This is a genomic window from Dictyobacter alpinus (genome assembly GCF_003967575.1).
GTDB classification, from domain to species: Bacteria; Chloroflexota; Ktedonobacteria; order Ktedonobacterales; family Ktedonobacteraceae; genus Dictyobacter; species Dictyobacter alpinus.
This window is the reverse complement of sequence record NZ_BIFT01000001.1, coordinates 2,427,346-2,447,725: the sequence shown is the minus strand read 5'-3', so window position 1 is coordinate 2,447,725 and position 20,380 is coordinate 2,427,346. Positions and strand designations below refer to the sequence as shown.

12 protein-coding genes and 1 tRNA gene are annotated in these 20,380 nt (G+C 50.6%); 7 read left to right on the top strand and 6 right to left on the bottom strand.

Going from position 1 to position 20,380, the window contains the following annotated elements; translation table 11 throughout:
* Window positions 1-75: 75 nt before the first annotated feature.
* Both EL633_RS09655 and EL633_RS09650 read left to right on the top strand, forming a co-directional pair.
* Window positions 76-1,497, top strand: coding sequence for a class II fumarate hydratase (locus tag EL633_RS09655; protein WP_126626978.1), 1,422 nt, complete (start codon window positions 76-78; stop codon window positions 1,495-1,497).
* A 137-nt stretch (window positions 1,498-1,634) separates the two neighbouring features.
* Window positions 1,635-1,710: transfer RNA gene (locus tag EL633_RS09650), tRNA-Ala, on the top strand.
* Window positions 1,711-1,829: 119 nt separating this feature from the next.
* Here the strand turns inward: EL633_RS09650 and aspS are convergent.
* From aspS to EL633_RS09640, 3 genes are all read right to left on the bottom strand, one after another.
* The gene (aspS, locus tag EL633_RS09645; RefSeq protein WP_126626977.1) at window positions 1,830-3,137 is read right to left on the bottom strand and encodes an aspartate--tRNA(Asn) ligase; all 1,308 of its coding nucleotides are present in this window, start codon (window positions 3,135-3,137) and stop codon (window positions 1,830-1,832) included.
* Window positions 3,138-3,890: 753 nt separating this feature from the next.
* Window positions 3,891-4,025: a hypothetical protein gene (locus tag EL633_RS37820; protein ID WP_281275869.1), complete on the bottom strand. Its 135-nt coding sequence runs from the start codon at window positions 4,023-4,025 to the stop codon at window positions 3,891-3,893.
* A gap of 404 nt (window positions 4,026-4,429) precedes the next feature.
* Window positions 4,430-5,335: a LysR family transcriptional regulator gene (locus EL633_RS09640; protein ID WP_281275868.1), complete on the bottom strand. Its 906-nt coding sequence runs from the start codon at window positions 5,333-5,335 to the stop codon at window positions 4,430-4,432.
* Between the two features lie 118 nt (window positions 5,336-5,453).
* Between EL633_RS09640 and EL633_RS38395 the strand changes: the two genes are divergently transcribed.
* From EL633_RS38395 to EL633_RS09620, 3 genes are read left to right on the top strand one after another with little or no spacing between them, the layout of a single operon-like run.
* On the top strand, window positions 5,454-6,011 hold the full coding sequence (locus tag EL633_RS38395) for a YciW-related (seleno)protein (RefSeq protein WP_463674500.1): 558 nt from the start codon (window positions 5,454-5,456) through the stop codon (window positions 6,009-6,011).
* Window positions 6,008-7,207 carry a cytochrome P450 gene (locus EL633_RS09625; protein ID WP_161982062.1) on the top strand — a complete coding sequence of 400 codons (1,200 nt, stop codon included), beginning with the start codon at window positions 6,008-6,010 and terminating at the stop codon, window positions 7,205-7,207. Before EL633_RS38395 ends, EL633_RS09625 begins: the two co-directional genes overlap by 4 nt.
* A 27-nt stretch (window positions 7,208-7,234) precedes the next feature.
* A complete protein-coding gene (locus tag EL633_RS09620; RefSeq protein WP_126626972.1) occupies window positions 7,235-7,579 on the top strand; it encodes an antibiotic biosynthesis monooxygenase family protein in 345 nt (114 codons plus the stop codon).
* A gap of 126 nt (window positions 7,580-7,705) precedes the next feature.
* Here EL633_RS09620 and EL633_RS09615 read toward each other — a convergent pair whose 3' ends face one another.
* The 3 genes from EL633_RS09615 to dnaE all read right to left on the bottom strand — a co-directional run bounded on the left by EL633_RS09615 (window position 7,706) and on the right by dnaE (window position 15,091).
* Window positions 7,706-8,980, bottom strand: coding sequence for an MFS transporter (locus EL633_RS09615; RefSeq protein WP_126626971.1), 1,275 nt, complete (start codon window positions 8,978-8,980; stop codon window positions 7,706-7,708).
* A gap of 566 nt (window positions 8,981-9,546) precedes the next feature.
* Window positions 9,547-11,361 (bottom strand): PrsW family glutamic-type intramembrane protease, encoded by a 1,815-nt coding sequence (locus EL633_RS09610; protein WP_126626970.1) that lies wholly within the window; start codon window positions 11,359-11,361, stop codon window positions 9,547-9,549.
* Between the two features lie 232 nt (window positions 11,362-11,593).
* Entirely contained in the window at window positions 11,594-15,091 is a 3,498-nt protein-coding gene (dnaE, locus tag EL633_RS09605) for a DNA polymerase III subunit alpha (RefSeq protein ID WP_126626969.1), read from the bottom strand.
* A gap of 859 nt (window positions 15,092-15,950) precedes the next feature.
* Between dnaE and EL633_RS09600 the strand changes: the two genes are divergently transcribed.
* A complete protein-coding gene (locus EL633_RS09600; RefSeq protein WP_126626968.1) occupies window positions 15,951-18,377 on the top strand; it encodes an FAD-dependent oxidoreductase in 2,427 nt (808 codons plus the stop codon).
* A gap of 49 nt (window positions 18,378-18,426) precedes the next feature.
* Window positions 18,427-20,367 carry a cyclic nucleotide-binding domain-containing protein gene (locus tag EL633_RS09595; protein ID WP_246039110.1) on the top strand — a complete coding sequence of 647 codons (1,941 nt, stop codon included), beginning with the start codon at window positions 18,427-18,429 and terminating at the stop codon, window positions 20,365-20,367.
* Window positions 20,368-20,380: the final 13 nt, after the last annotated feature.

Genomic DNA, 20,380 nt, shown 5'->3' with positions numbered 1-20,380 from the left:
ACTTGCCGACAGAAATTGCACAGTACATGGTGGTATAATACTTGCGTGATAAACCATGCTCGAAGAGGAGGTTCTATGTCGCAAACAGTTCAGGGCACCCGTGTCGAACGCGATTCTATGGGCGAGATGCAGGTACCAACTGATGCATATTATGGTGCAAGCACACAGCGCGCTGTACTCAATTTTCCGATCAGTGATCTGCGCTTCCCACGCACATTTATTCGTGCTCTGGGTCAGATCAAACAGGCAGCCGCAAAGGTAAATGGAGAACTCGGTCATATTGACAGCTCGATCGCCGAGGCCATTATCCAGGCCAGCCAGGAAGTCATTGACGGCAAACTGGATGACCATTTTGTACTCGATATTTTTCAGACAGGTTCTGGTACATCTACCAACATGAACGCCAATGAAGTCATTGCCAATCGTGCCAGTGAAATTCTAGGTGGATCACGTGGATCACGTAAGGTTCATCCCAATGATCATGTGAACTTTGGCCAGTCTTCTAACGATGTTATCCCTAGTGCAATCCATCTTTCAGCCTTGTTGAGCATCGAGCAGCAGCTTATTCCTGCCCTCCTTGAGTTGCAGCAGACCTTATCCACGAAAGCGGAAGAGTTTATGCCTGTTATCAAGACAGGTCGTACCCATCTGCAAGACGCAACTCCTATTCGCCTGGGACAAGAATTTGACGGCTACGCGGGACAGATTGAGCGGGCGATTATTCGCTTGAATCATGCCCAGAGCGAGCTGTCTGAACTGGCCCTGGGTGGAACTGCGGTTGGCACGGGCGTGAATACCGATCCGGATTTTTCATCCCGTGTCTGTGCCCGCCTATCCCAGATTAATGGTATCGATGTGACTGAGACCGGCAACCATTTCCAGGCTCAGAGTACATTGGATAGTATTGTTGAGGCCAGTGGCGTACTGAACACGATCGCGGTCGGCTTGATGAAGATCGCCAATGATGTACGCTGGCTCGGTTCCGGTCCACGTGCTGGCATTGGTGAACTTGAACTGCCTGCCGTCCAGCCAGGTAGCTCGATTATGCCTGGTAAAGTCAATCCAGTTATCGCGGAATCCGTGTGTATGGTCTGTGCCCAGGTAATCGGCAATCATGCGACTATCACTGTAGCGGGACAGTCCGGCAATTTCGAGATCAATGTAATGATGCCGGTGGCGGCATATAATATCTTGCAATCGATCAGCCTGCTAGCCGCTGTCGCCAGGAATTTCTCGCGTCAATGCATCAAGGAACTGAAAGCGACCACCCGTGGACCAGAGATGGTCGAGCGCGGACTGGCAATCTGTACCTCGCTGGCCCCAGTCATCGGCTATGATGCTGCCGCAGACATCTCCAAGCATGCCCACAAGACTGGTCGTACCGTTCGTGAAGTGGCGCGTGAGAAAACCAGTTTATCTGAAGAAGAACTAGAACGCATTCTTAATCCTGAAAGCATGACAAAACCCGGCCTGGAAGGTGGTCCAGCTGGCGGCTAAGCGTTAAATTCTGAATGACTAATTTTGATGAATTTCCAAATATCTTGGAAATTCATCAAAATTAGTCGCTAAAAGACTTGAAAAAGCTCAGTATATTGGATATACTTATATCTTGTAAGCGCAAAAAGAAAACGCATGGGCTTGTGGCACAGTTGGTAGCGCGCCTCCATGGCATGGAGGAGGTCAGGGGTTCGAATCCCCTCAGGTCCACCACAAAAACCCCCTTTCATTCACATTGATGAAAGGGGGTTTTTATGCGTATTTTTTTACATTGTAAAGGGATGATGCAATGATATTTTGCACCATCCCTTGTTTTTTCAACGTTTAGTGCTTTACGGAACCAACCTGTTCAGGTCGCGTGGAAATGTAGCAGTCAATTTAACGTTTTGCGCACCGAGCAGTTGCATAAGTAATCGTTCTGAACCTATCGCGAAGCCTCCATGTGGTGGCATGCCATACTTAAATGCCTCCAGATAATACTCAAATGGTTCAAGCGGCAACTGCGCGCGTTCCAGGGCCGCCAGGTAGTCCTGATAGCGGTGTAGACGCTGTCCTCCTGTCACCAGTTCAGTCCCCCTGAAGAGCAGGTCAAACGAGTTTGAGTACTCTGGCCGCTCGGGATCCACATGGGTATAGAATGGTCGCTTACGCATTGGATAACCAGTAACAAACAAAAAGTCGCTAGCAAATTCCTGTTTAGCCCATGCACCCAGCCAGCGCTCATCCTGTGGTGAAAGATCAGGCTCACCTCGAACATCGGTTTTATGCAGCTTCAAAATCAATTCTTGTGCGTCCGCAAAATGAATGGTCGGAACGTCCTCAGGCATACGAGGCATCTCAACTTTGAGTAGTTCCAGTTCAGAGCGATAGTCTTCATTCAGCGTTTGCAAGATATGGGCAAGCACATCCCGCAACAGGGCCATTACCGTGAAATGGTTCTCGATAAAACCAAATTCCGCATCCAGACTGACATATTCATTGAGATGGCGTGTCGTATCGTGTGGTTCCGCTCGAAAAACAGGCCCAACTTCAAAAACACGCTCAAAGACCCCTACCATGATCTGTTTATAGAACTGTGGACTCTGAGCCAGATAGGCCGGCCGACCAAAGTAGTCCAGTTGAAAGACATTAGCCCCACTCTCAGTGGCTGCAGCAACAATCTTTGGCGTCTGAATCTCAGTAAAGGCCCTGGATGTCAAGATGTCCCGAAAACCGGCCATAATGCCCGCGGAAAGACGCAAGGTAGCGCGGCGTAATGGATGGCGGTTGGTCACTGCCGCATGGTCAAGCAATGTATTGAGCTGCGCATTGAGCTTGCGTTTGTTGAGCGAAATCGGAGGAATTTCGGATACCGGATTCAGCAGCTCGATTTTCAGCTCGTGCAGCTCTACGCCACCGGGCGCCTGGGGCTCGCTCTTGACCAGCCCTTCAACAACAATAATACTCTCCACACCCACATTTTCAGGTTGCAAAACGGCGATCTCCTCTTCCGTTTCAGCTACCGCCTGGATCAGTCCCCAGCCATCGCGAATAAGCAGAAAATTGATGCCACCCATACGGCGTAACGAATGTAGCCAGCCAGCGACACGAATACGCTCGCCAACGTGGGACATAACTTCGGTTGTACGCATGCGTTCCATAGCAAAAGACTCCTTCACAATCTGTAATAGCGGCAGGCTTGCCAATACACGTGCTTCACATGAGGAAGGACACCTGGCAAGCCTGCTTGAACATTACAGATGCTCAGTGCCTTCCTCGCGATCATTATCGTCTCCGTCGTTATCCATGCCCCTCGGACCTTTCATCCAGTTGTCTTGTGCGGCTATCATAGTGTCGATGATACGTAAAAAAGACAACAAAAAACCCTCATCCTATCAGGAGGACGAGGGCGACTTCATGCGCCTATCGTGGTACCACCACCGTTTATCCCATAGCGGGACCTTGGGCCGGTCTCACTTTTCTATTAGCAGGAAAGTTGAAACCGCTGCGCTATAACGGGCGCTATCCCGAAAGCCGGCTACTGCAAAATGGTTCACCGCTTAGCTCATAGGTGTCATTGGCGCAGCACTAATCGCAATGCTTTCAGCCTGGACATCGCTCTCTGGCTATTAGCTTATCTACCCAACATGCCCTATTCAAAGCCGCTAACTTTTTTTACTTATAACACCACTATAACACACCCACACAAACAGAGTCAAGCAACCATTGATGATAGGCAGGGCTTTTTAATTTTCCTCTTCCTGGCGCCTACGGCGCCGGAGTCTGGTGTGGTGTGTGTTCTGTGGGCGGCCGCGGCCGCCCACAGAACACACACCACACCAGAAATACTCTGTATATGATTTGCCTGACAGTTATTCCCGGCTGAAAATTAAAAAGCCCTGGATGATAGGCATTCAAATTTTTGCAAAGGTATGCGTCCCATGGAAAAGACCACGTAGCTGCGACCCTGAGCGGTCGCTTGCCACCCGCCGCAGCGTGGTGGCCCGGTATCCGGCCGGCTCGGCCCCCTCATCGTTGTCACCTCGCACAGAGAGAGTTCCCCTGCGACACCTCAGGGTGATACCATCCATGGGAAGGTTCCTTTTGGGCACCGCGTGAGGGCGCACAAGTCAGTCTGGAAGGAACAGGATCGCGGGGGTACTGGGCCACCACGCTGCGGCTGGTGGCAAACGACCGCTCAGGGTCGTAACTACGGGAACGGGTTCGTGATGAGGGGAGGGATCGCTGGGGTAGAGATTTTCTTCTCATGGCTACGCGTGCAAAAACATGAATGACACCCTCGATGATAAATACACCTACACCCCATCGAGCTACTCCCCCACCAACGCTTGCCCCTGCAACTGGTACACGTATGATATACCACTCAAGCACGTAATCTTGCGGCGGTAAGATCCAGGCAGTTGGGAACCTTATCTTGGGGCGAGTCTTGCCTTTACTGTGGATGTGATGTGGTGGTGAGCATGGTTAGCAACAGGCGACTGGCTCGGCTAAGGTAGGCTTGACGACGATATATGGCCATGACGGGGACACTTGTTTGCAGGCCGGCGATTGGCAAGATACGTACGGTACCAAGGCGCAGTTCTTCTTCGATGCTGCTTGCAGGTAGTAATCCAATCCCAAAATCGGCTTCAATCAGGCGCTTCTGAGCGCTCAGGCTGTCGATGACCAGCCTTTCGGCGTTATCCAGTTCATAGCGCGTCAATTGGCGTTCAAGCAGGCGTGCGAATGGTTCGCCAGATGATCTGGTGTGAATAGGAAATGTCACCCATGGTATGTAAGATAGGGCGGCTGGATCGCCTGGTGTCTCTGTAAAAAAGCGCGATTGGGCTGCGCTGATGACCAGTAATGGCTCATTGAGCACCAGCTGTGATTGAATGTCTGGATGCGGATCAGCAAAATAGCGCAAGCCCAGGTGGGCATCACCTTGCTGTACCAGGGTACTTACCTCGTCGCTACGAGCGGTATGCAGTTTTAACTGCACATGTGGATAGGTCTTGTGAAATGTTTGCAGGTGGGTTGTCAGTTGCGTACTGGCGAGTGTTCCAACCAGTGCCAGCGTAATGGTACCGCGCTCATCTTCTTCAAGCGCACGAACAGCGGCTATGCCATCCTCCATAGCGGCTGCTACTCGCTGAGCATAAGGCAAAAACGCCTGACCAGCCTCGGTCAGGCGAATTCCAGCGGGGAGACGCTCAAACAAAGGCGTAGCCAGTTCACGCTCTAATAGCTCGATGCGCCGACTGACCGCTGGTTGTGACACATGTAAGAGTTCAGCAGCTCGTGTAAAGCTACCCTCACGATTGATCATAATAAATGCTTCGATTTCACTCAGTTCCATAGCCATCAGTATAACTGATAGACCGGATAAATTCTATCTATTAGACACATCAATATGTGCCCCCTTATACTTGAGGTGTGAATCGTTGTGAAGAAAGAACAAGGAGTATAGCTCGCTCATGGCAAGAATAGACGGAGTCAATCCGGAAGAGGTTGAAACATATATCCGTAAGGTGTTTGAGTCACAGGAAAAAATCTGGGGCTCGCCTTTGCTCAATCATCTGGTGTATGCGCGCCGCCCTTCGATCTTTCGCGGAGCACGCGCGATGTGGACCGGTATCAGCACTTCTGGCTTGATTGATGAGAAGTTACAGTGCTTGCTCAATCGGCGTGTCGCCATGCTGAATAAATGTGAGTTCTGACAGGACATTAATGCTGCCGTGGGTAGCAAACTGGGTATCGCGGATGAGAAAATTCTCACGCTGGCGGATTATGCCACCAGTCCTCTCTACAACGAGCTAGAGCGTGTGACGCTGGCATATGCTGATAATATGACGATTACAGGACAAGAGGTAAGCGATAATGATTTCGCCCGCCTGCGCGAATTTTATACTGATGATGAACTGGTCGAATTAACGGAGATCATTGCCTGGGAAAATGCCTCCAGCAAATTTAATCGAGCGCTACGCATACCCTCCCAGGGCCTATGGAAGCAGAAGGAGTTGAAACAAGGATGACATTTCCGCAGGACGCGATTGCAGCTGTGACGCATCATAACCCTTATCCTTACTATGCGGATCTGGTTGCGCACAAACCACTCTATTATGATCAGATAAAAGGATATTGGATCGCTTCAAGTGCAGCCGCTGTCCGCGCTGTTCTGACGAGCGATCTCTGCCGTGTGCGACCACTAACGGAGCCGGTTCCCAAAGCCTTACTCGGCTCATCTGCCGCTGATATTTTTCAGCATCTCGTTCGTATGAATGATGGCATCAAACATTGTCCGTTCAAACGTGCGATCACTACTACCCTAACGTCAATTGATACAGCTCAAATCACAGAGCTGAGCCGCGAATGTGCTCAATCTCTCTTTAATGAGATTGAGCACGAGCCTATCTCTACCCGTTATGTTACCTTTGCCTTTCACCTGTCGGTCTATGTGCTTGCCAGTCTAATCGGTGTGCCACGAGATCAGCTACGCCAGACGGCATTATGGATAAGTGATTTTGTTTTCTGCATCGCGCCTGCCAGTAGCCCGGAACAGATCGAACGCGGCAAAGATGCTGCAACCCGGTTGCTTGATCTATTTCGCGCTCTAGTGCGTTCTCAGGAAGTAGGAATAAAAAGCTCACATAGTTTGCTGGCAACACTCGCTGGAGGGGCACGACAAATGGGTAGCGAAGATCCAGCTGTGATCGTCGCTAACGGCATTGGTTTTTTGTCACAGGCCTATGAAGCCACTGCTGGCTTGATTGGCAATACTATGCTTGCACTTACCTCGCATCCGCAAGTATATGAGCAGGTAAGGGCTGATCCTGATCTTCTGCGATCAGTGATTGCAGAGGTACTGCGCTACGACCCCCCCATCCAGAATACGCGCCGTTTTCTTGCCCATGCTGGCTCTATTGCAGAGCAAGAAATGAAAAAGGGTGACGTTATATTGGTTCTACTGGCGGCCGCTAATCGAGATCCGCTGGCTAATCCTCATCCTGAGCAATTCGACATCTTCAGACAGGATCGGCAGATATTTACCTTTGGCACAGGCCCTCACGCTTGTCCAGGTGAAGCGTTTGCTGAATTAATTGCTCTAGCTGGCCTTGAAAAGCTCATCAACGCTGGCCTTGATCTTGAATCATTAGCCAGATTCGCCACTTATCGTCCTTCTGCCAATGCGCGAATTGCGATCCTCACTACCAAAGGGATCGATCAATAAAAGAGATCGCTGAAGGAGGCTATACCTGTGATTGCTGTAATCTTCGAAGTTCAACCGAAGCATGAGCAGAAACAAACCTATCTTGACATTGCCGCCCGCTTGCGACCGCAACTTGATGAAATTGATGGTTTCATCTCGATAGAACGCTTTCAGAGCCTTTCGACTCCAGGCAAAATCCTATCCCTCTCATTCTGGCGTGATGAGCAAGCAATTAAGACCTGGCGGCAGAGGGAAGAACATCGTGAGGCACAAGTCCAGGGGCGAACGGCTATTTTCACAGACTATCGCCTGCGGATCGCTGGTGTGATCAGGGATTATGGTATGTGGGCGCGTGAGGAAGCACCGCTTGATAGCCAGGACGTTCATGGTTAGCTAGCTGCCTAGACTTTTTCAGGCGCTAATGTGCCTCTTAGCATGATCATCTGACAAATTTCTGTATCAGGGGTACACGCCCGCATCCTAAAATGTGAGTGTGTACCCTTGATTGCTGAATATACTTTAGACTTTCACCGTTTCTACTTCGACTTCGTCCGGGTAGACCTGGACTTGCTTGCTGAGTCCGAGGGCGCGAATGAAGAAGAAGATGTTAGGAGCGAGGATGGCGCTGGTGGTGAGCAGGGCCGCTCGCAATGAAACGATGGTGCCGATATAACCAACAGCAGGTCCACCAGCAATCTGGCCAATAGCATCGACCTGTCCAAACATTGAGATAACCGTAGCTCGCATACGCGGCTCACTATTCTGGGTTATCCAGTTCATATAGAACGGGGCCGCTGTACTGCGTCCAATGCTGGCACACCAGAAGGTGATTAAGGCCAGGTAGAAGTTTCCAGAGAGCGCAAAGGCGATGATACCTCCAATTAAGAGGAGCTGGCAGGCAAACATCACTCTGACCATCTGCGTATGCTGATCTGGCTTCACACGCCGCCGTACAAGCTCGGTGACGGTCAGACAAAGGATGCTTGTTCCCATGTTGATAATCCCAAACCAGACCAGATGGCTCAGATGCCATAGCTGTGGAAAGGTGAAGTCTTTAATAAAGTGGTCGGTCTGCAGACGATCAAAGCCCTCGCTGGACATTGCGGAGAAAGCAGTAATACAGAGGATCACCAGCAGCATACGATTCCGTGTAACGGCCTTCCCTCCGTCAACCATCATTTTACCCATAGCATGCCAGGAACTACGCTCCTCCCGTGGCGCAGGATGAAAGTTCTTCTCGGGCATCCAGATACCCAGAAAACATCCTAGCAACAGCAGTAATATTGCGCCCAGAATGATAGGAAAATTGATACGATAGATGGCCAGGCCGATACCCAGAGGAATAGCAAGCAGCGACGCAATCTGTCCGATCTGTGAACCACGGATAAATGCGTTACCAACCGCGGCCTCGCCGATCTCATCAGCGCACCAGGCTTCTTCAGCCCCGCTGACAAAGGTTGAGCCACATCCCCATAGGAGTTGCGCGCCCAATACGGCCCCAAAGCTAGGTATCAAGCCCTCTAACAGAAAGCCGACACCCATCAGTGTATAACCGAGTACCACCGCCATACGACGACTATACATGTCCGCCAGCACACCCGTCGGAACCTGACTGACAAAACAGGCAACCTCTAACGTCGTACCAACAAGTACCAGTTGTAGTGGATTCAACTTAACGGTCTCAATCTGATAGACCATATTAATGGAGAAAATGAGATTGGTCGCAAACGATCCGATGCCAGTAATCAACAGATAGATTGCGAACGGGTTAAGTTTATGTAGCTTAAAATGCATAAAGTGTCACTCCTCAAGGCCACAAAGAACCATGGCCAGGCGATAAGGGGGGATCGCGGGAAGAGTGCATACTTCTGAAGTCCTGGTTTGTGTATTAGCGTACACATACAACCAAGGACCATTGTTTGCTCATACTATGATCTTTTGAGCAACATTGTATAGGATAGGAATTTGCCTAGAAGGTGCACTCAACCCCAATAAAACTGCTGGAGAAACAAGCAGTTGTCATTGAAAAGGTGGTGACTATAACTAACATTGATGTTAACTCCTTCTCGCTTGCGCAAAAAACATATGTAGAGGTTACTCAGGTCAAGAATACCATGTAGATCTGCAGAAATCAAGCTCAATTCTTGAGACGAGTGTCATGCATTATTTCGCAAGAGCAACCATGAGAAGAAAAACCATACATACCCCAGCGATCCCTCCCCTCATCACGAGCAAGCCCACGTAGCTACCTTGTTTGTCTCTGGGTGATGAATCCCACGGTCCACATCTCGTTGCAAATTAATGAAAGGAGAGAAGAGATTGAGGCGGGTTGCGCCTCAATCTCTCTGTGGGTAACGCGTTTAGCGCACAGGTTGGGGTTGCTGATTGGTTGGGTAGATGTTAGCTGCTGGAATGTTGGCTCGGACATCATCCGAGGGTTTAGGAGTGTTTACGGGTCCTTGATTGATACGGTTGCGTCCAAGTTTGCCTGTGACAAACAGGAAGAAGAGTACCATGAGCAGGGTCCAGACACCATAGATGATCATGATGGATGGCAATGGATAGCTGCCAATCATAATGGTGCCTTTATCGAAGTAGGGTCCGATTGGAGCTGGCAGGATCTGGAAGACAAAGGAGCCGTTCCAGATAGCATGCTGTAAGACCGCATAGAGTCCACAGCCAAGTCCGATCAAGATACGCTTATTTTTAAGCGAGTTAGAATGGGTCAGATAGTACCAACCGAGAGCGGTCATGCCGGCACCAAAGCTATGCAGTAGGCCAGCAGAACTGCGCTGGATAGCGATATCAACCCAGTTACTATAGCCCATGCCGATATAGCCAGCGGTCTCAACCAGATCAAAACCAATACCACAGGCCATGCCTAAGATAAACGCTTCTTTGGCACTGCTGATGCGTCCAATGAAGGTTACCACTGCCAGTGGCTTGACACCTTCCTCTACCACTGGGGCAACAACAGCAACAACCAGGAACAGGTAGATGATGGCGCGCATATTGTTGGGGATTGGCATATTTGGATCATCTAGATTCAGGCTGTTAATACGTAGTCCAGCCTGAAGGACCAATCCCAGGATTAACTCTAAGATCAGGGCGAACAAGATGGCCGAGGTGGCGCCACTGGTCATAGCAACCGCAACGCGTCTCCAGGTAGTGGTCCAGTGTTCGTCGTTTTTGTTATGGACACGCCAGGCTCCCAGGGCGAAGATGGTCAGGGCAGGCAACAGGCCAGCCAGACCAATCAGCAAGACGGTCAGCCAGGTGTTGGCCGCAATCTGCTCGTTGCCGCGAATAAGTAAGCCAATGATCAGCATGACCACATAAAGCGCCAGCCAGAGAGCAAACCACGGAAGCTTGAAATGGCCAAGGCGAATAGATGTGACCTTGAATTCCCACGATTTCTTGCGCATCAATGCTCGTATGCTATGGTAGAGACTGAATGAGCCACCACCCAGGCCCGCCAGCGTCAGGGCGGTCAACATAGTGACGCCGCTAAACAATTGCTCAGGCTTGCTTGTATTCGCAGCGCTATAAGGCAGCGAAATCACAGTCACCAGGAGCAATAAAGAACAGATAGCGCCTGTAATAAGTACCAGACCGGAACAAACAGTGGCAATAATAGCAATGACAAATTGATAGGTATCGCGTTTAGGTTTAGCAGGCTGCCAGCTATAGGGTGGATAACCATAGGGGGCATAACCATAAGGTGGATAACCATAGGGGGCATAGCCATTGTATTGTGGCTGGTAACCTCCTTGTGGTGCATAAGGATAATGAGGTTGAGCTGGATAGGGCTGTCCCCAACCATTGGCCGCTGGTTGCTGATTATAGGGTGCATGACCATTCTGGCCAGGTTGTTGATAAGGCGGCTGACCATATCCTGGCTGCTGATAAAGCGGTTGCGGCTGAACTGGATGATGTGATGGTGGCGTCTGCGCTGGAGGTTGAGCTGCACGCAAGGGCACATCTGAATATCTCAGGGGTCCCGAGACGTGTTCGCGATATTGTGGTTCCTCGTAGCGCTCTAATTCTTCCGCAGACCGGCCTTCAGGCAACCTTGCCGGATATCCGGCATCTCTATGCTCGGATGGGTTTGCATTGGGATAGGGCTTGTTTTGTTTATTGGGGTCCGGTGCAGAACCCTTGTAGTCGAAACCCACAATCTTATAACCTTTTCTGCTTTAATTAATTGTATCAATCAATGTATATGTTAGTGAATATACGAGTGAGGTAATGCTTAGGTTTCTTCTCAGTATAACGAGTATTGCGCGCAACTGTCAAAAGAGCCGGGCGGTTCTGACAGTTGTAGAGATTGAAATGAGGAAAGATAGCGCATATAAACTGTGCGCTATCTTTCCCGGGTCTGAAGTGATGTGTATAGGACTAAAAGGTTTAGGCGAGCACTTTGGCTTCGATCATGCCACTGCCAAGCTCGTTTTCAAGCTTGCTACGTAGCTCATCGCTATAGAATATGGTGTTGTCCTGCGGCGTGAGGCGCATCTCCCATTCGCCATTGGCGACCAGAATCTCATAATGGTCTCTGCCCGGCTTCTCACTCAGGTAGCGTTTAATGTTTTGTACCTTCATGATATCGTTGGAGATTGAGAGTTCGTCATTGCCAGTTAACTGCAATTTTACCCAGACCATATATTGTTTGCGGTTCATCTCTTCATCGACGGCATGGAAGGCGCTGACACCATTACAGAGGATACCGGGCTCATCACGCCTGACCTGTACTTCACCGCGTACGATAACCACCGTATCTTCAACCCACTTGTCGGCGGTCTCTTCATAGGTACGTGGAAAGACAGTTACGCCGATGGTGCCAAACATATCTTCCAATTGCACGATACACATGGTATCGCCTTTTTTGGTGGTGATACGGCGGGCCTCTTTAATCGTGCCGCAGATCACCACTTTCTGTTTGTCGAGTTCTTCAGTGATATCCGCAGTCGTATGCGAAGCTTTATCTTTAATCAGATCGCTGATATAGGACAAAGGATGCTTGGAGATATAGATACCAATCAGTTCTTTTTCCCAGGCCAGAAGCTGCTTACGGGGAACCTCATCCACGTTCTGGTTAAGCGCAAAGCTTAACGAACTACTGATCTCCTCCATATCTCCGAAGAGGCTGAGCATGCCACTCTCTTTGGCGTTACGCTCACTTTTGCCGAATTGCATAGCGCGTTCAACCGAGGCCAGCATCTGGTGGCGTTTGCCCTCACCCTCGATGGAATCCAGGGCACCGGCTTTAATCAGGGTTTCAATGGCGCCCTTGCCGACCGCTTTAGGATCTACACGGGTACAGAAGTCGGCCAGGGATTTGAAGGGGCCACTCTGTGTGCGCACACGAACGATCTCATTGATCGGACCATCTCCGATACCCTTGATAGCCAGCATGCCAAAGCGTACACCGTCGTTTTCGATGGTGAAACCACGATCAGAGGCATTCACATCTGGACCCAAAACATCGACATCCATACGCTTACATTCGGCGACCGCATTAGCGATCTTGACAGCGTCCGCGGCTTCAGCAGTCATGGTAGCCGCCATGAATTCGGCGGTATAGTTAGCTTTAAGATAAGCGGTATAGAACGCGACCACCGCATAACTGGCGGCGTGGGCCTTGTTGAATCCATAACCACCGAATGGAAGGATCAAAGTAAAGAGCTGATCGGCAACTTCAGGCGCCACCCCATTTTTGATACAGCCCTGGAGAAAGTCGTTTTTATAGCCCTCAACCTCATGCATGATCTTTTTACTGAGCGCTTTACGGAACTTATTAACCTTACCCCAGGAGAAGCCAGCCAGGTTTACAGCGATCAACAACACCTGGTCCTGATAAACGATAACGCCATAGGATTCCGCCAGCCATTGTTCCAGCCGGGGGTCCAGATATTTGATTTTCTTACGGCCATGTTTGGCGTCAACGAAGTCCGGAATACTATCCATCGGACCAGGACGATACAGAGCAACCATGGCGGTCACGTCTTCGATACAGGTTGGCTGGAGCATTTTGATGTATTCACGCATCTTCGCACCTTCCAACTGGAAGACGCCGGTGGTCTCTCCCGCCGCCAGTAGCTTAAAGGCTTTTTCGCGCTTAGCGTTCTGTTCCTCTGCCCCCTCAACTGGATCCAGCGGCAGCTTTTCCAGGTTGATATCTTCGCCACGCGCTTCCTTGATAAACTTCAAGGCATTATCAATGATCGTCAGGTTGGAGAGACCCAGAATATCATATTTGATCAGCCCCAGTTCTTCGAGATGGGAATGCTCATATTGAGTGGAATAGCGGCCTTCACGGATCTGTAGGGGCACAAAATTGTAGAGCGCCTCGTTCGCCACCAGCACACCAGCGGCATGGACACCAGTACCACGTACCGAGCCTTCCAGTTGCAACGCCAGATCCAATAGTTCTTTCGCTTCAGGATCCTGGCTTTGCAGGTCACTAAGCTCTTTCACAGACTCCAGAGAGCCCTTCAAGGTCACCTTTGGTCCAGTAGGAAGCAGACGGGCGATACGGTCGCCTAGCGTCTGTTTCTCAAGCACACGGGCCACGTCGCGTACAGCACCTTTGGCCGCCATGGTCATAAAGGTCGCCATCTGGGCCACACATTCATGGCCGTATTTATTGGCCAGATAATTGATGACTTCCTCACGACGATCATCCGGGAAGTCCATATCGATATCGGGCATATCGTCGCGCTCTGGATTGAGGAAGCGTTCAAATAGCAACTGATAGCGCAATGGATCAACGTTGGTAATACCCAGCGAGTAAGCTACCACACTTCCGGCCGCTGATCCTCTGGCCAGACAGCGAATGCCGTGGTCACGGGCCCAACCGACATAGTCGGCAACCACCAGGAAGTAGGGAACGAAACCCTTCTGGATGATAATACTCAACTCATAATCCAACTGGCGCTTAATTGGCTCGGTCATCTCACCATAGCGATAGGCAATACCCTCCTCACAAAGTGCATAGAGGTAATCCTGGTCCGTACGGTACTGAGATGGGATATCCACCGCCGGTAACTGAGCTTTGTAGGCAAAAGGATCGACCTCGCAGCGCTCCGCCAGTCGGACGGTATTCAACAGGGCATCGCCCAGTTCTGGGAAGAGCTGTTGCATCTGCTCTGGACTACGCAAGAAGAACTCGTTGCTTTCAAATTTGAAGCGTTTGGGATTGGAGAGGCTGCTCGCCGTCTGGACGCACAGGAGAACTTCGTGGGCGTGGGCGTCATCGTGAGCAACATAGTGCAGGTCATTGGTGGCGAGGAGAGGCATCTGGAGCTCTTTTGCCATCTTGAAGAGGTGCTGATTGACACCAGCTTGATCCGGGTAGCCATCGTGATCCTGGATCTCTAAATAGAAGTTGTTGGGTCCCAGGGTATCACGAAACCAGCGGGCAGTGCTATAGGCATCGTCGATTTTGCCTTCCATCAACAACTGTGGAATTTCGCCACCGAGACAAGAGGACGTAGCGATGATACCTTCACCGTATTGTTCAAGCAGTTTCCTGTCAATACGTGCCCGGTTGGCATGCATGCCGTCTGTGTTGGCGTGCGTCATCATTTTCATCAGATTGCGATAGCCGGTATTGCTTTCCGCCAATAGGAGCAGGTGGTAGTAGCGTTTATCACCTTGTTTAAACTTGGGTTTATCTTTATGGTCAGGAACAAGATAGCTTTCCACACCCAGAATAGGGTGTACTCCACCTTTGCGGCACTCCTTGTAGAATTCCAGGGCCCCATACATGGCTCCATGATCGGTAATTGCCAGATGGTTCATGCCCAGATCTTTTGATTGCTTTACCAGCTTCTTGATCCGGCTAAAACCGTCCAGAAGCGAATATTCTGTATGAACATGTAGATGCGCGAAGTCCGCCCCCATTTAAAATATCCTCCGTCCAAAAAAACTCAATAAGTTGGTGCCGATATGATAGATCAGTTTTATATATTGCGTTAACCTTATAAGTATGCCTGGGTTTACGCGAGAAGGCAATATTTATCTGGAACACTTGTTTTTTGTCCTAGCCTTTTTGGTGGCTTTTTCCGCCGTCTGGGCGGTGTTTGTGTGATTGTGGGTGATTTTCACTTTTTAAAAAGGGGGAATGCCTTCTCCCTCCTGCACCTCCCCGCTGTTTAGCGTTTGTTTGGGTGTGAGGGGAGTTCAGCAAACAGCGGGGAGTCTCTCAGTGTAGCGGCAGGTCTTGCACCTGCGCCCTGCTCACGTACGAAAGGCTCCTCAAACACGTGGTCGTGTGAAGGCAAACATAGCCAGGTGGGTACTGCATGTTGCTTGTGCTTGATCGGACGTCTACAGGTTGCAGGTGCAAGACCTGCCGCTACGTTGTGTTATGCGCCGACTAATGCTTAACCGAAATGTATTGATCTCTGGGCGCTTCCTTGCTTTTTGGGGCTGGTCTAGTTTGAAGGGGTTGTAAATGCCTAAAAAAATGCTTCGCTCTAGGAAATGGGTAATGGTACTTGTTGCCAGATGCTTACTTTTCTCGCTTTCTCTGGTAAGATGAAGGTTGAATAGTAGATACAGCGTGTTTCAAGAAATATATCGAGATATGTGTCTGTAGCTATGTCAGCGTGTCCAATGCTGATAGCGGGAGGTTGTATGTGGTTGCGTGGGCTGCATGACTTGCATGGATCTGTCTCTCTCCAGGTTTGTGGCGAGGTGCTCTGGCTGCCCGTATTAAGTTGTTTGCTTCGCAGAGATTTCATGGATCCTGAGGATAGGCATGGCTGATCAGATTTCGTTTTTGATTATCGGAAATGGTATTGCAGGCTTGACTGCCGCGGAGACACTGCGTAAGGAAGCTCCGCAGGCGTCTATTGGGGTGATTGCGTCTGACGCGCAAACGGCTTATTTCCGGCCCGCTTTGAAGGATTATCTGGCGGGACGCGTGGCCGAGGAAAAGTTGTGGGCGCGTCCGATCCGCTATTATCAATCTCAGCGTATCCATTTTCTGCCTGAGCGGGTGGTTAACATTCAAACGGCCCAGAAGGTGGTGCAACTGCAAAGTGGTGGTCAGGTTAAGTATGATAAACTCTTGCTGGCCAGCGGCGCGCAGGCCGCGCACTTGCGGTGTCCTGGTACGGATCTGGCGGGCGTGTTTACGTTGCGAACGATCGAGGACTACCAGGGAGTACTGGAGCGTCTGCCTAATGCGCGGCGGGTGGTGGTCTGTGGTAGTGGCACACTGGCATTAGAGACGGTGGAGACGTTACGGCATCGTGGCATACAGATCACCCATCTGATCCGTAAACGCACGCTCTGGTCTGAAGTATTGGATGCCACAGCCTCGGATCTGGTGATACAGGAGGAACGGCGGGCCGGCATTGATGTCCAGCTTGAGACAGAGATCGAAGAGATCGTTGGATCACGGGGCACGGTCTCGGCGGTGAAGACCAATGCAGGCGAACGTATTGCCTGTGATCTGGTGCTGATCGCGATCGGTATTGAGCCAAATGTGGATTATATCCGGGCCAGCGGTATCGCCTGCCGCCGGGGCATCCTGGTTGATGAGTATATGCGCACGAATGCTCCTGATGTCTATGCCGCCGGTGACGCGGTAGAGACGCAAGTCGCAACAACTGGACGTGGTAGGGTAATTGGACAGTGGTATCCGGCGATTCAGCAGGCACGAGCAGCCGCATATAGTATGCTGGACATCCTGGATACAAGTCGGAGCTTCCATGCCGAGACATTTTATAATGCGACATTTCTTTATGGCTTGCCTTTTGCTTCGGTTGGTGCGACCAACGCCAAAGGCTATCGCCAGATCGTGGCCGATCCAAAGCCACGTTCTTATCGTAAAGTATTATTATGTGATGGCATTCCAGTTGGAATGCTAGCCCTGGGCGATCGTAAACATACGCTGGCTTTCAAACGCGCCATTGATCATCAGGTAAATCTAGAGACGGTAGCGTCTCGCTTGCTACAAGAAGACTTTGATCTTGCCGCATACCTGGATCAGCAAGGCGTTCCACCATTACTACTTGGTGTACAACGTGTGGGTGAAGCGGGGGCGAGTGGAAATATAGCTGTTTCAGATCAGAGATCGGTGGAGGGTTCTATGTTAGATGAGTTATCCGCTTCTAAACATACTGAGGCGTTATTAGTGCATGTGGCCGATCCAAGGACACCATTGCATATCGCCGAAACTCCTTTGAGCCGTGATCAAAGTCTGACAGTTGGGCGGCAGCCAGGTGTGAATCTGGTCATCAATGAAGGTTCTATCTCGCGTCAGCATGCGCTGCTCACTTATCGCGATGGGCAGTATGTAATTCGGGATCTGGAGAGTCTGAATGGCACATTCTTAAATGAACGTCGCCTGGAGGCTGGACGGGAATATCCACTAGCCATTAATGATACCCTGCGCTTTGGGAATGTGGTCTCGTTTAACTTTTTCTTGCGCCCATTGGACTTTAATAATCTGACCTCAACACCAACAAAGAGTAGCAATCCAGCTCGCAGCAATCCGGCTGGACGAGAGTTAGATGAAAATTTATTGCCAGCAGGTGCCGCACGGCCACTGCCGCCGGCGGTGATCAATGCCCTGAAGGTAACGCCCGCGCTGATCGTCCTGCCCGCCGGTATCAAAGGTGCGCGTAAGCAGCCACCACAAGTCCATCTGCTACAGGATGTAACACCGGTGACGATTGGCCGTGACGCCAGCAATGATATCACGCTTAATGATATGGTTGTCTCACGCCGTCATGCCCAGGTTTTTCCGGCTCCCGATGGCTTTTATATTCAGGACCTTGGGAGTAGCAACGGCATTGTGGTCAACCAGGCCCGCATCCAGGAAACATGTCGCTTATCTCACGGTGACCATATCACTATGGGCAGTACACTGATTTTCTTTGTGGATGTGCAATCGGGGCAGGAAAAGACCTCCAAGCTGCAATCCCTGAAGGTCGCCTCGCCACCGGCGCCAGCACGTAACGGAAACGGGAACGGGAGAGCGAATAACCCTATGTTTGTTCAACCGCCACAGACAGGCACAGAGACACGTGTCCAGGTGCCGGCGATGCCCTCCTCTGGGCAAACGAGAAGCGGGAAGCAACCACCAAAAGTCATAACCTGTCCTAAATGTGGAGTCGTTAATATGCCTATCGCACGCTTCTGTGCCGGTTGCAGTTCAGTACTCAGCATATCCTGATCTCCAGGATATGCTCCTTGTTTTATGTAAGGGGAAGAAGAGAAGTACTATGCAGATGGAAACAACCCAAAAACTCTTTAAGGTTGGTATGACTCATCGTACTGACATGCAAACACTCACACCCGAACAGGTCAACTTTGAAATCGATATGTGCGTTGGCTGCGATCGCTGTATGCGTGCTTGCCCCGTCCCTTTATCTTCCCAGGTAAACATCGCCGATCTGAATCGCGCCACGATCTCAAATGAGGTCGCCCCACACGTGGCTCGCTTTACCGATGAATGCGTGATGTGTGGCTCCTGTGTTCCAGTATGTCCGGTTGATAATCACCGGGATCTCTTGATGCTCTCACTGAAGCAGCGCCTGGGTATCCCCTGGGATGGTCAGGTGGATCTCTCCAGGGTGGCCAGCAATATTCCTCAGGGATGGAGCTTACCCTTACTGATGCGCAATATCCGTGAGCAATCTTTATTTCAAAATACCCAATTGGTGCCAGATAACTATCTCCTGCATTTTGTGGCCACGTCGCAGGTACAAATCTTACAGGCCGGCGAAGAATTGATACGCGAAGGCGAATTTGGACGCGACATATTTTTTATTTTAGATGGTCAATGCGAGGTCTTTTCATCCGGCACAGATCAGGCTGATCTGCCAATGGCGATTTTACGCCATGGTGAATATGTGGGTGAACAAGGAATGTTGACGGGACAGCCACGTAATATCACGGTGCGTGCCCAGGGGCAGGTGGCTGTTCTGCGGGTCCCTGAACAGGTCATGCAGCGCTTGATTGAGGTCGTACCAGCGGTAGAGGATTTCTTTGTACAGTTAAGTAATGCGCGCGCAGTTGAACGCATTTTGTCGGAACTGGAGCTATTTGAAGGTGTGACTGCAGAGGATCTACACCTGTTAGCAAAACAGGCGGAGATGCGGCGCTATGAGCGTGATGGACAGCTATTTAGTGAGGATCAAAAAGGGCGGCCGGTACGTGAGTCGTTCCATCTTTTACTGGATGGCTTTGTGAAGGTGGCGCGTAAAACTGGCCGCCAGGAACAGCCTGAACGCGTGATTGCCTATCGGCAACGTGGCGATTATTTTGTGGGTGGCCTGGATATGCTTGGCGATCAGCGGGCGGTTACCGTGTCAGCGATCACCCGTGTTACCGTGGCGGAATTTTCACGCGCGCAACTCAAAAATCTGTTAGTGAAATATCCAGTTTTCAAGCAACGTCTACAGCAACGTTTGACGCTCTATCAGGCGGCCAAAACGGCGGCGCATAGTGCGGTATTTGAGCCATTGGATCAAGTAGAATTAAAGCAAATGGCCGCCAATCTGCATTCCGAGGTAGAAGCCAGAGCTGGACTGCATGCGCTGGTCAGTGATGGCGTCGTTGAAGGAACCGATGTCCTGGTAATTGACCTTGATAAATGCATCCATTGTAACGAATGTGAAGAGGCATGTGAGCGCCGCCATGGACGTTCAAGGATGAATCGCGAAGGCATGGTCGTCGGTAATATGAGTATTGTTACCGCGTGCCGCCAATGCCAGGATCCTGTGTGCATGCTCTGTAGTCGAGCCGGAATTGCCCGTAAGCCGAGTGGCGAGGTGTATATTACCGAAAGCTGTATCGGCTGTGGCATCTGCGCCGAACGCTGCCCTTATGATAATATTTCCATCGTCTCACTGGATGATGATAATGAGGCACAGCCACAAAGCTGGCAGCGCTTTAGCCGCATCTTCAGCAAAGGATTTGGCAAGGAACGCGGCAAACAGCGGCAGCCATTACCGATGGCCCAGGTCGCAACTTCAGGACCCTTGCAGTTTGATGATCCAATTGAGGATATCCGCAAAAAGATCGCCATCAAGTGTGATCTATGTGCCGGCTATAACAATCAAGCCTGTGTCCAGGCATGTCCGACTGGCGCGGCGATCCGTGTCAATCCTGTCAGTTTCTTTGGCTCGACAGAAGATATTTTGAGCCTGCGTGGCAAATAAAGCGCCGGTTCTA

What these genes read in the sequence shown, in the direction of transcription:
- aspS (WP_126626977.1), bottom strand. Translation starts at nt 3,137, where the DNA reads ATGGAACGCATGCGTACAACCGAAGTTATGTCCCACGTTGGCGAGCGT.
- dnaE (WP_126626969.1), bottom strand. Translation starts at nt 15,091, where the DNA reads ATGGGGGCGGACTTCGCGCATCTACATGTTCATACAGAATATTCGCTT.
- EL633_RS09600 (WP_126626968.1), top strand. Translation starts at nt 15,951, where the DNA reads ATGGCTGATCAGATTTCGTTTTTGATTATCGGAAATGGTATTGCAGGC.
- EL633_RS09615 (WP_126626971.1), bottom strand. Translation starts at nt 8,980, where the DNA reads ATGCATTTTAAGCTACATAAACTTAACCCGTTCGCAATCTATCTGTTG.
- EL633_RS09595 (WP_246039110.1), top strand. Translation starts at nt 18,427, where the DNA reads ATGCAGATGGAAACAACCCAAAAACTCTTTAAGGTTGGTATGACTCAT.
- EL633_RS09655 (WP_126626978.1), top strand. Translation starts at nt 76, where the DNA reads ATGTCGCAAACAGTTCAGGGCACCCGTGTCGAACGCGATTCTATGGGC.
- EL633_RS09640 (WP_281275868.1), bottom strand. Translation starts at nt 5,335, where the DNA reads ATGGAACTGAGTGAAATCGAAGCATTTATTATGATCAATCGTGAGGGT.
- EL633_RS09625 (WP_161982062.1), top strand. Translation starts at nt 6,008, where the DNA reads ATGACATTTCCGCAGGACGCGATTGCAGCTGTGACGCATCATAACCCT.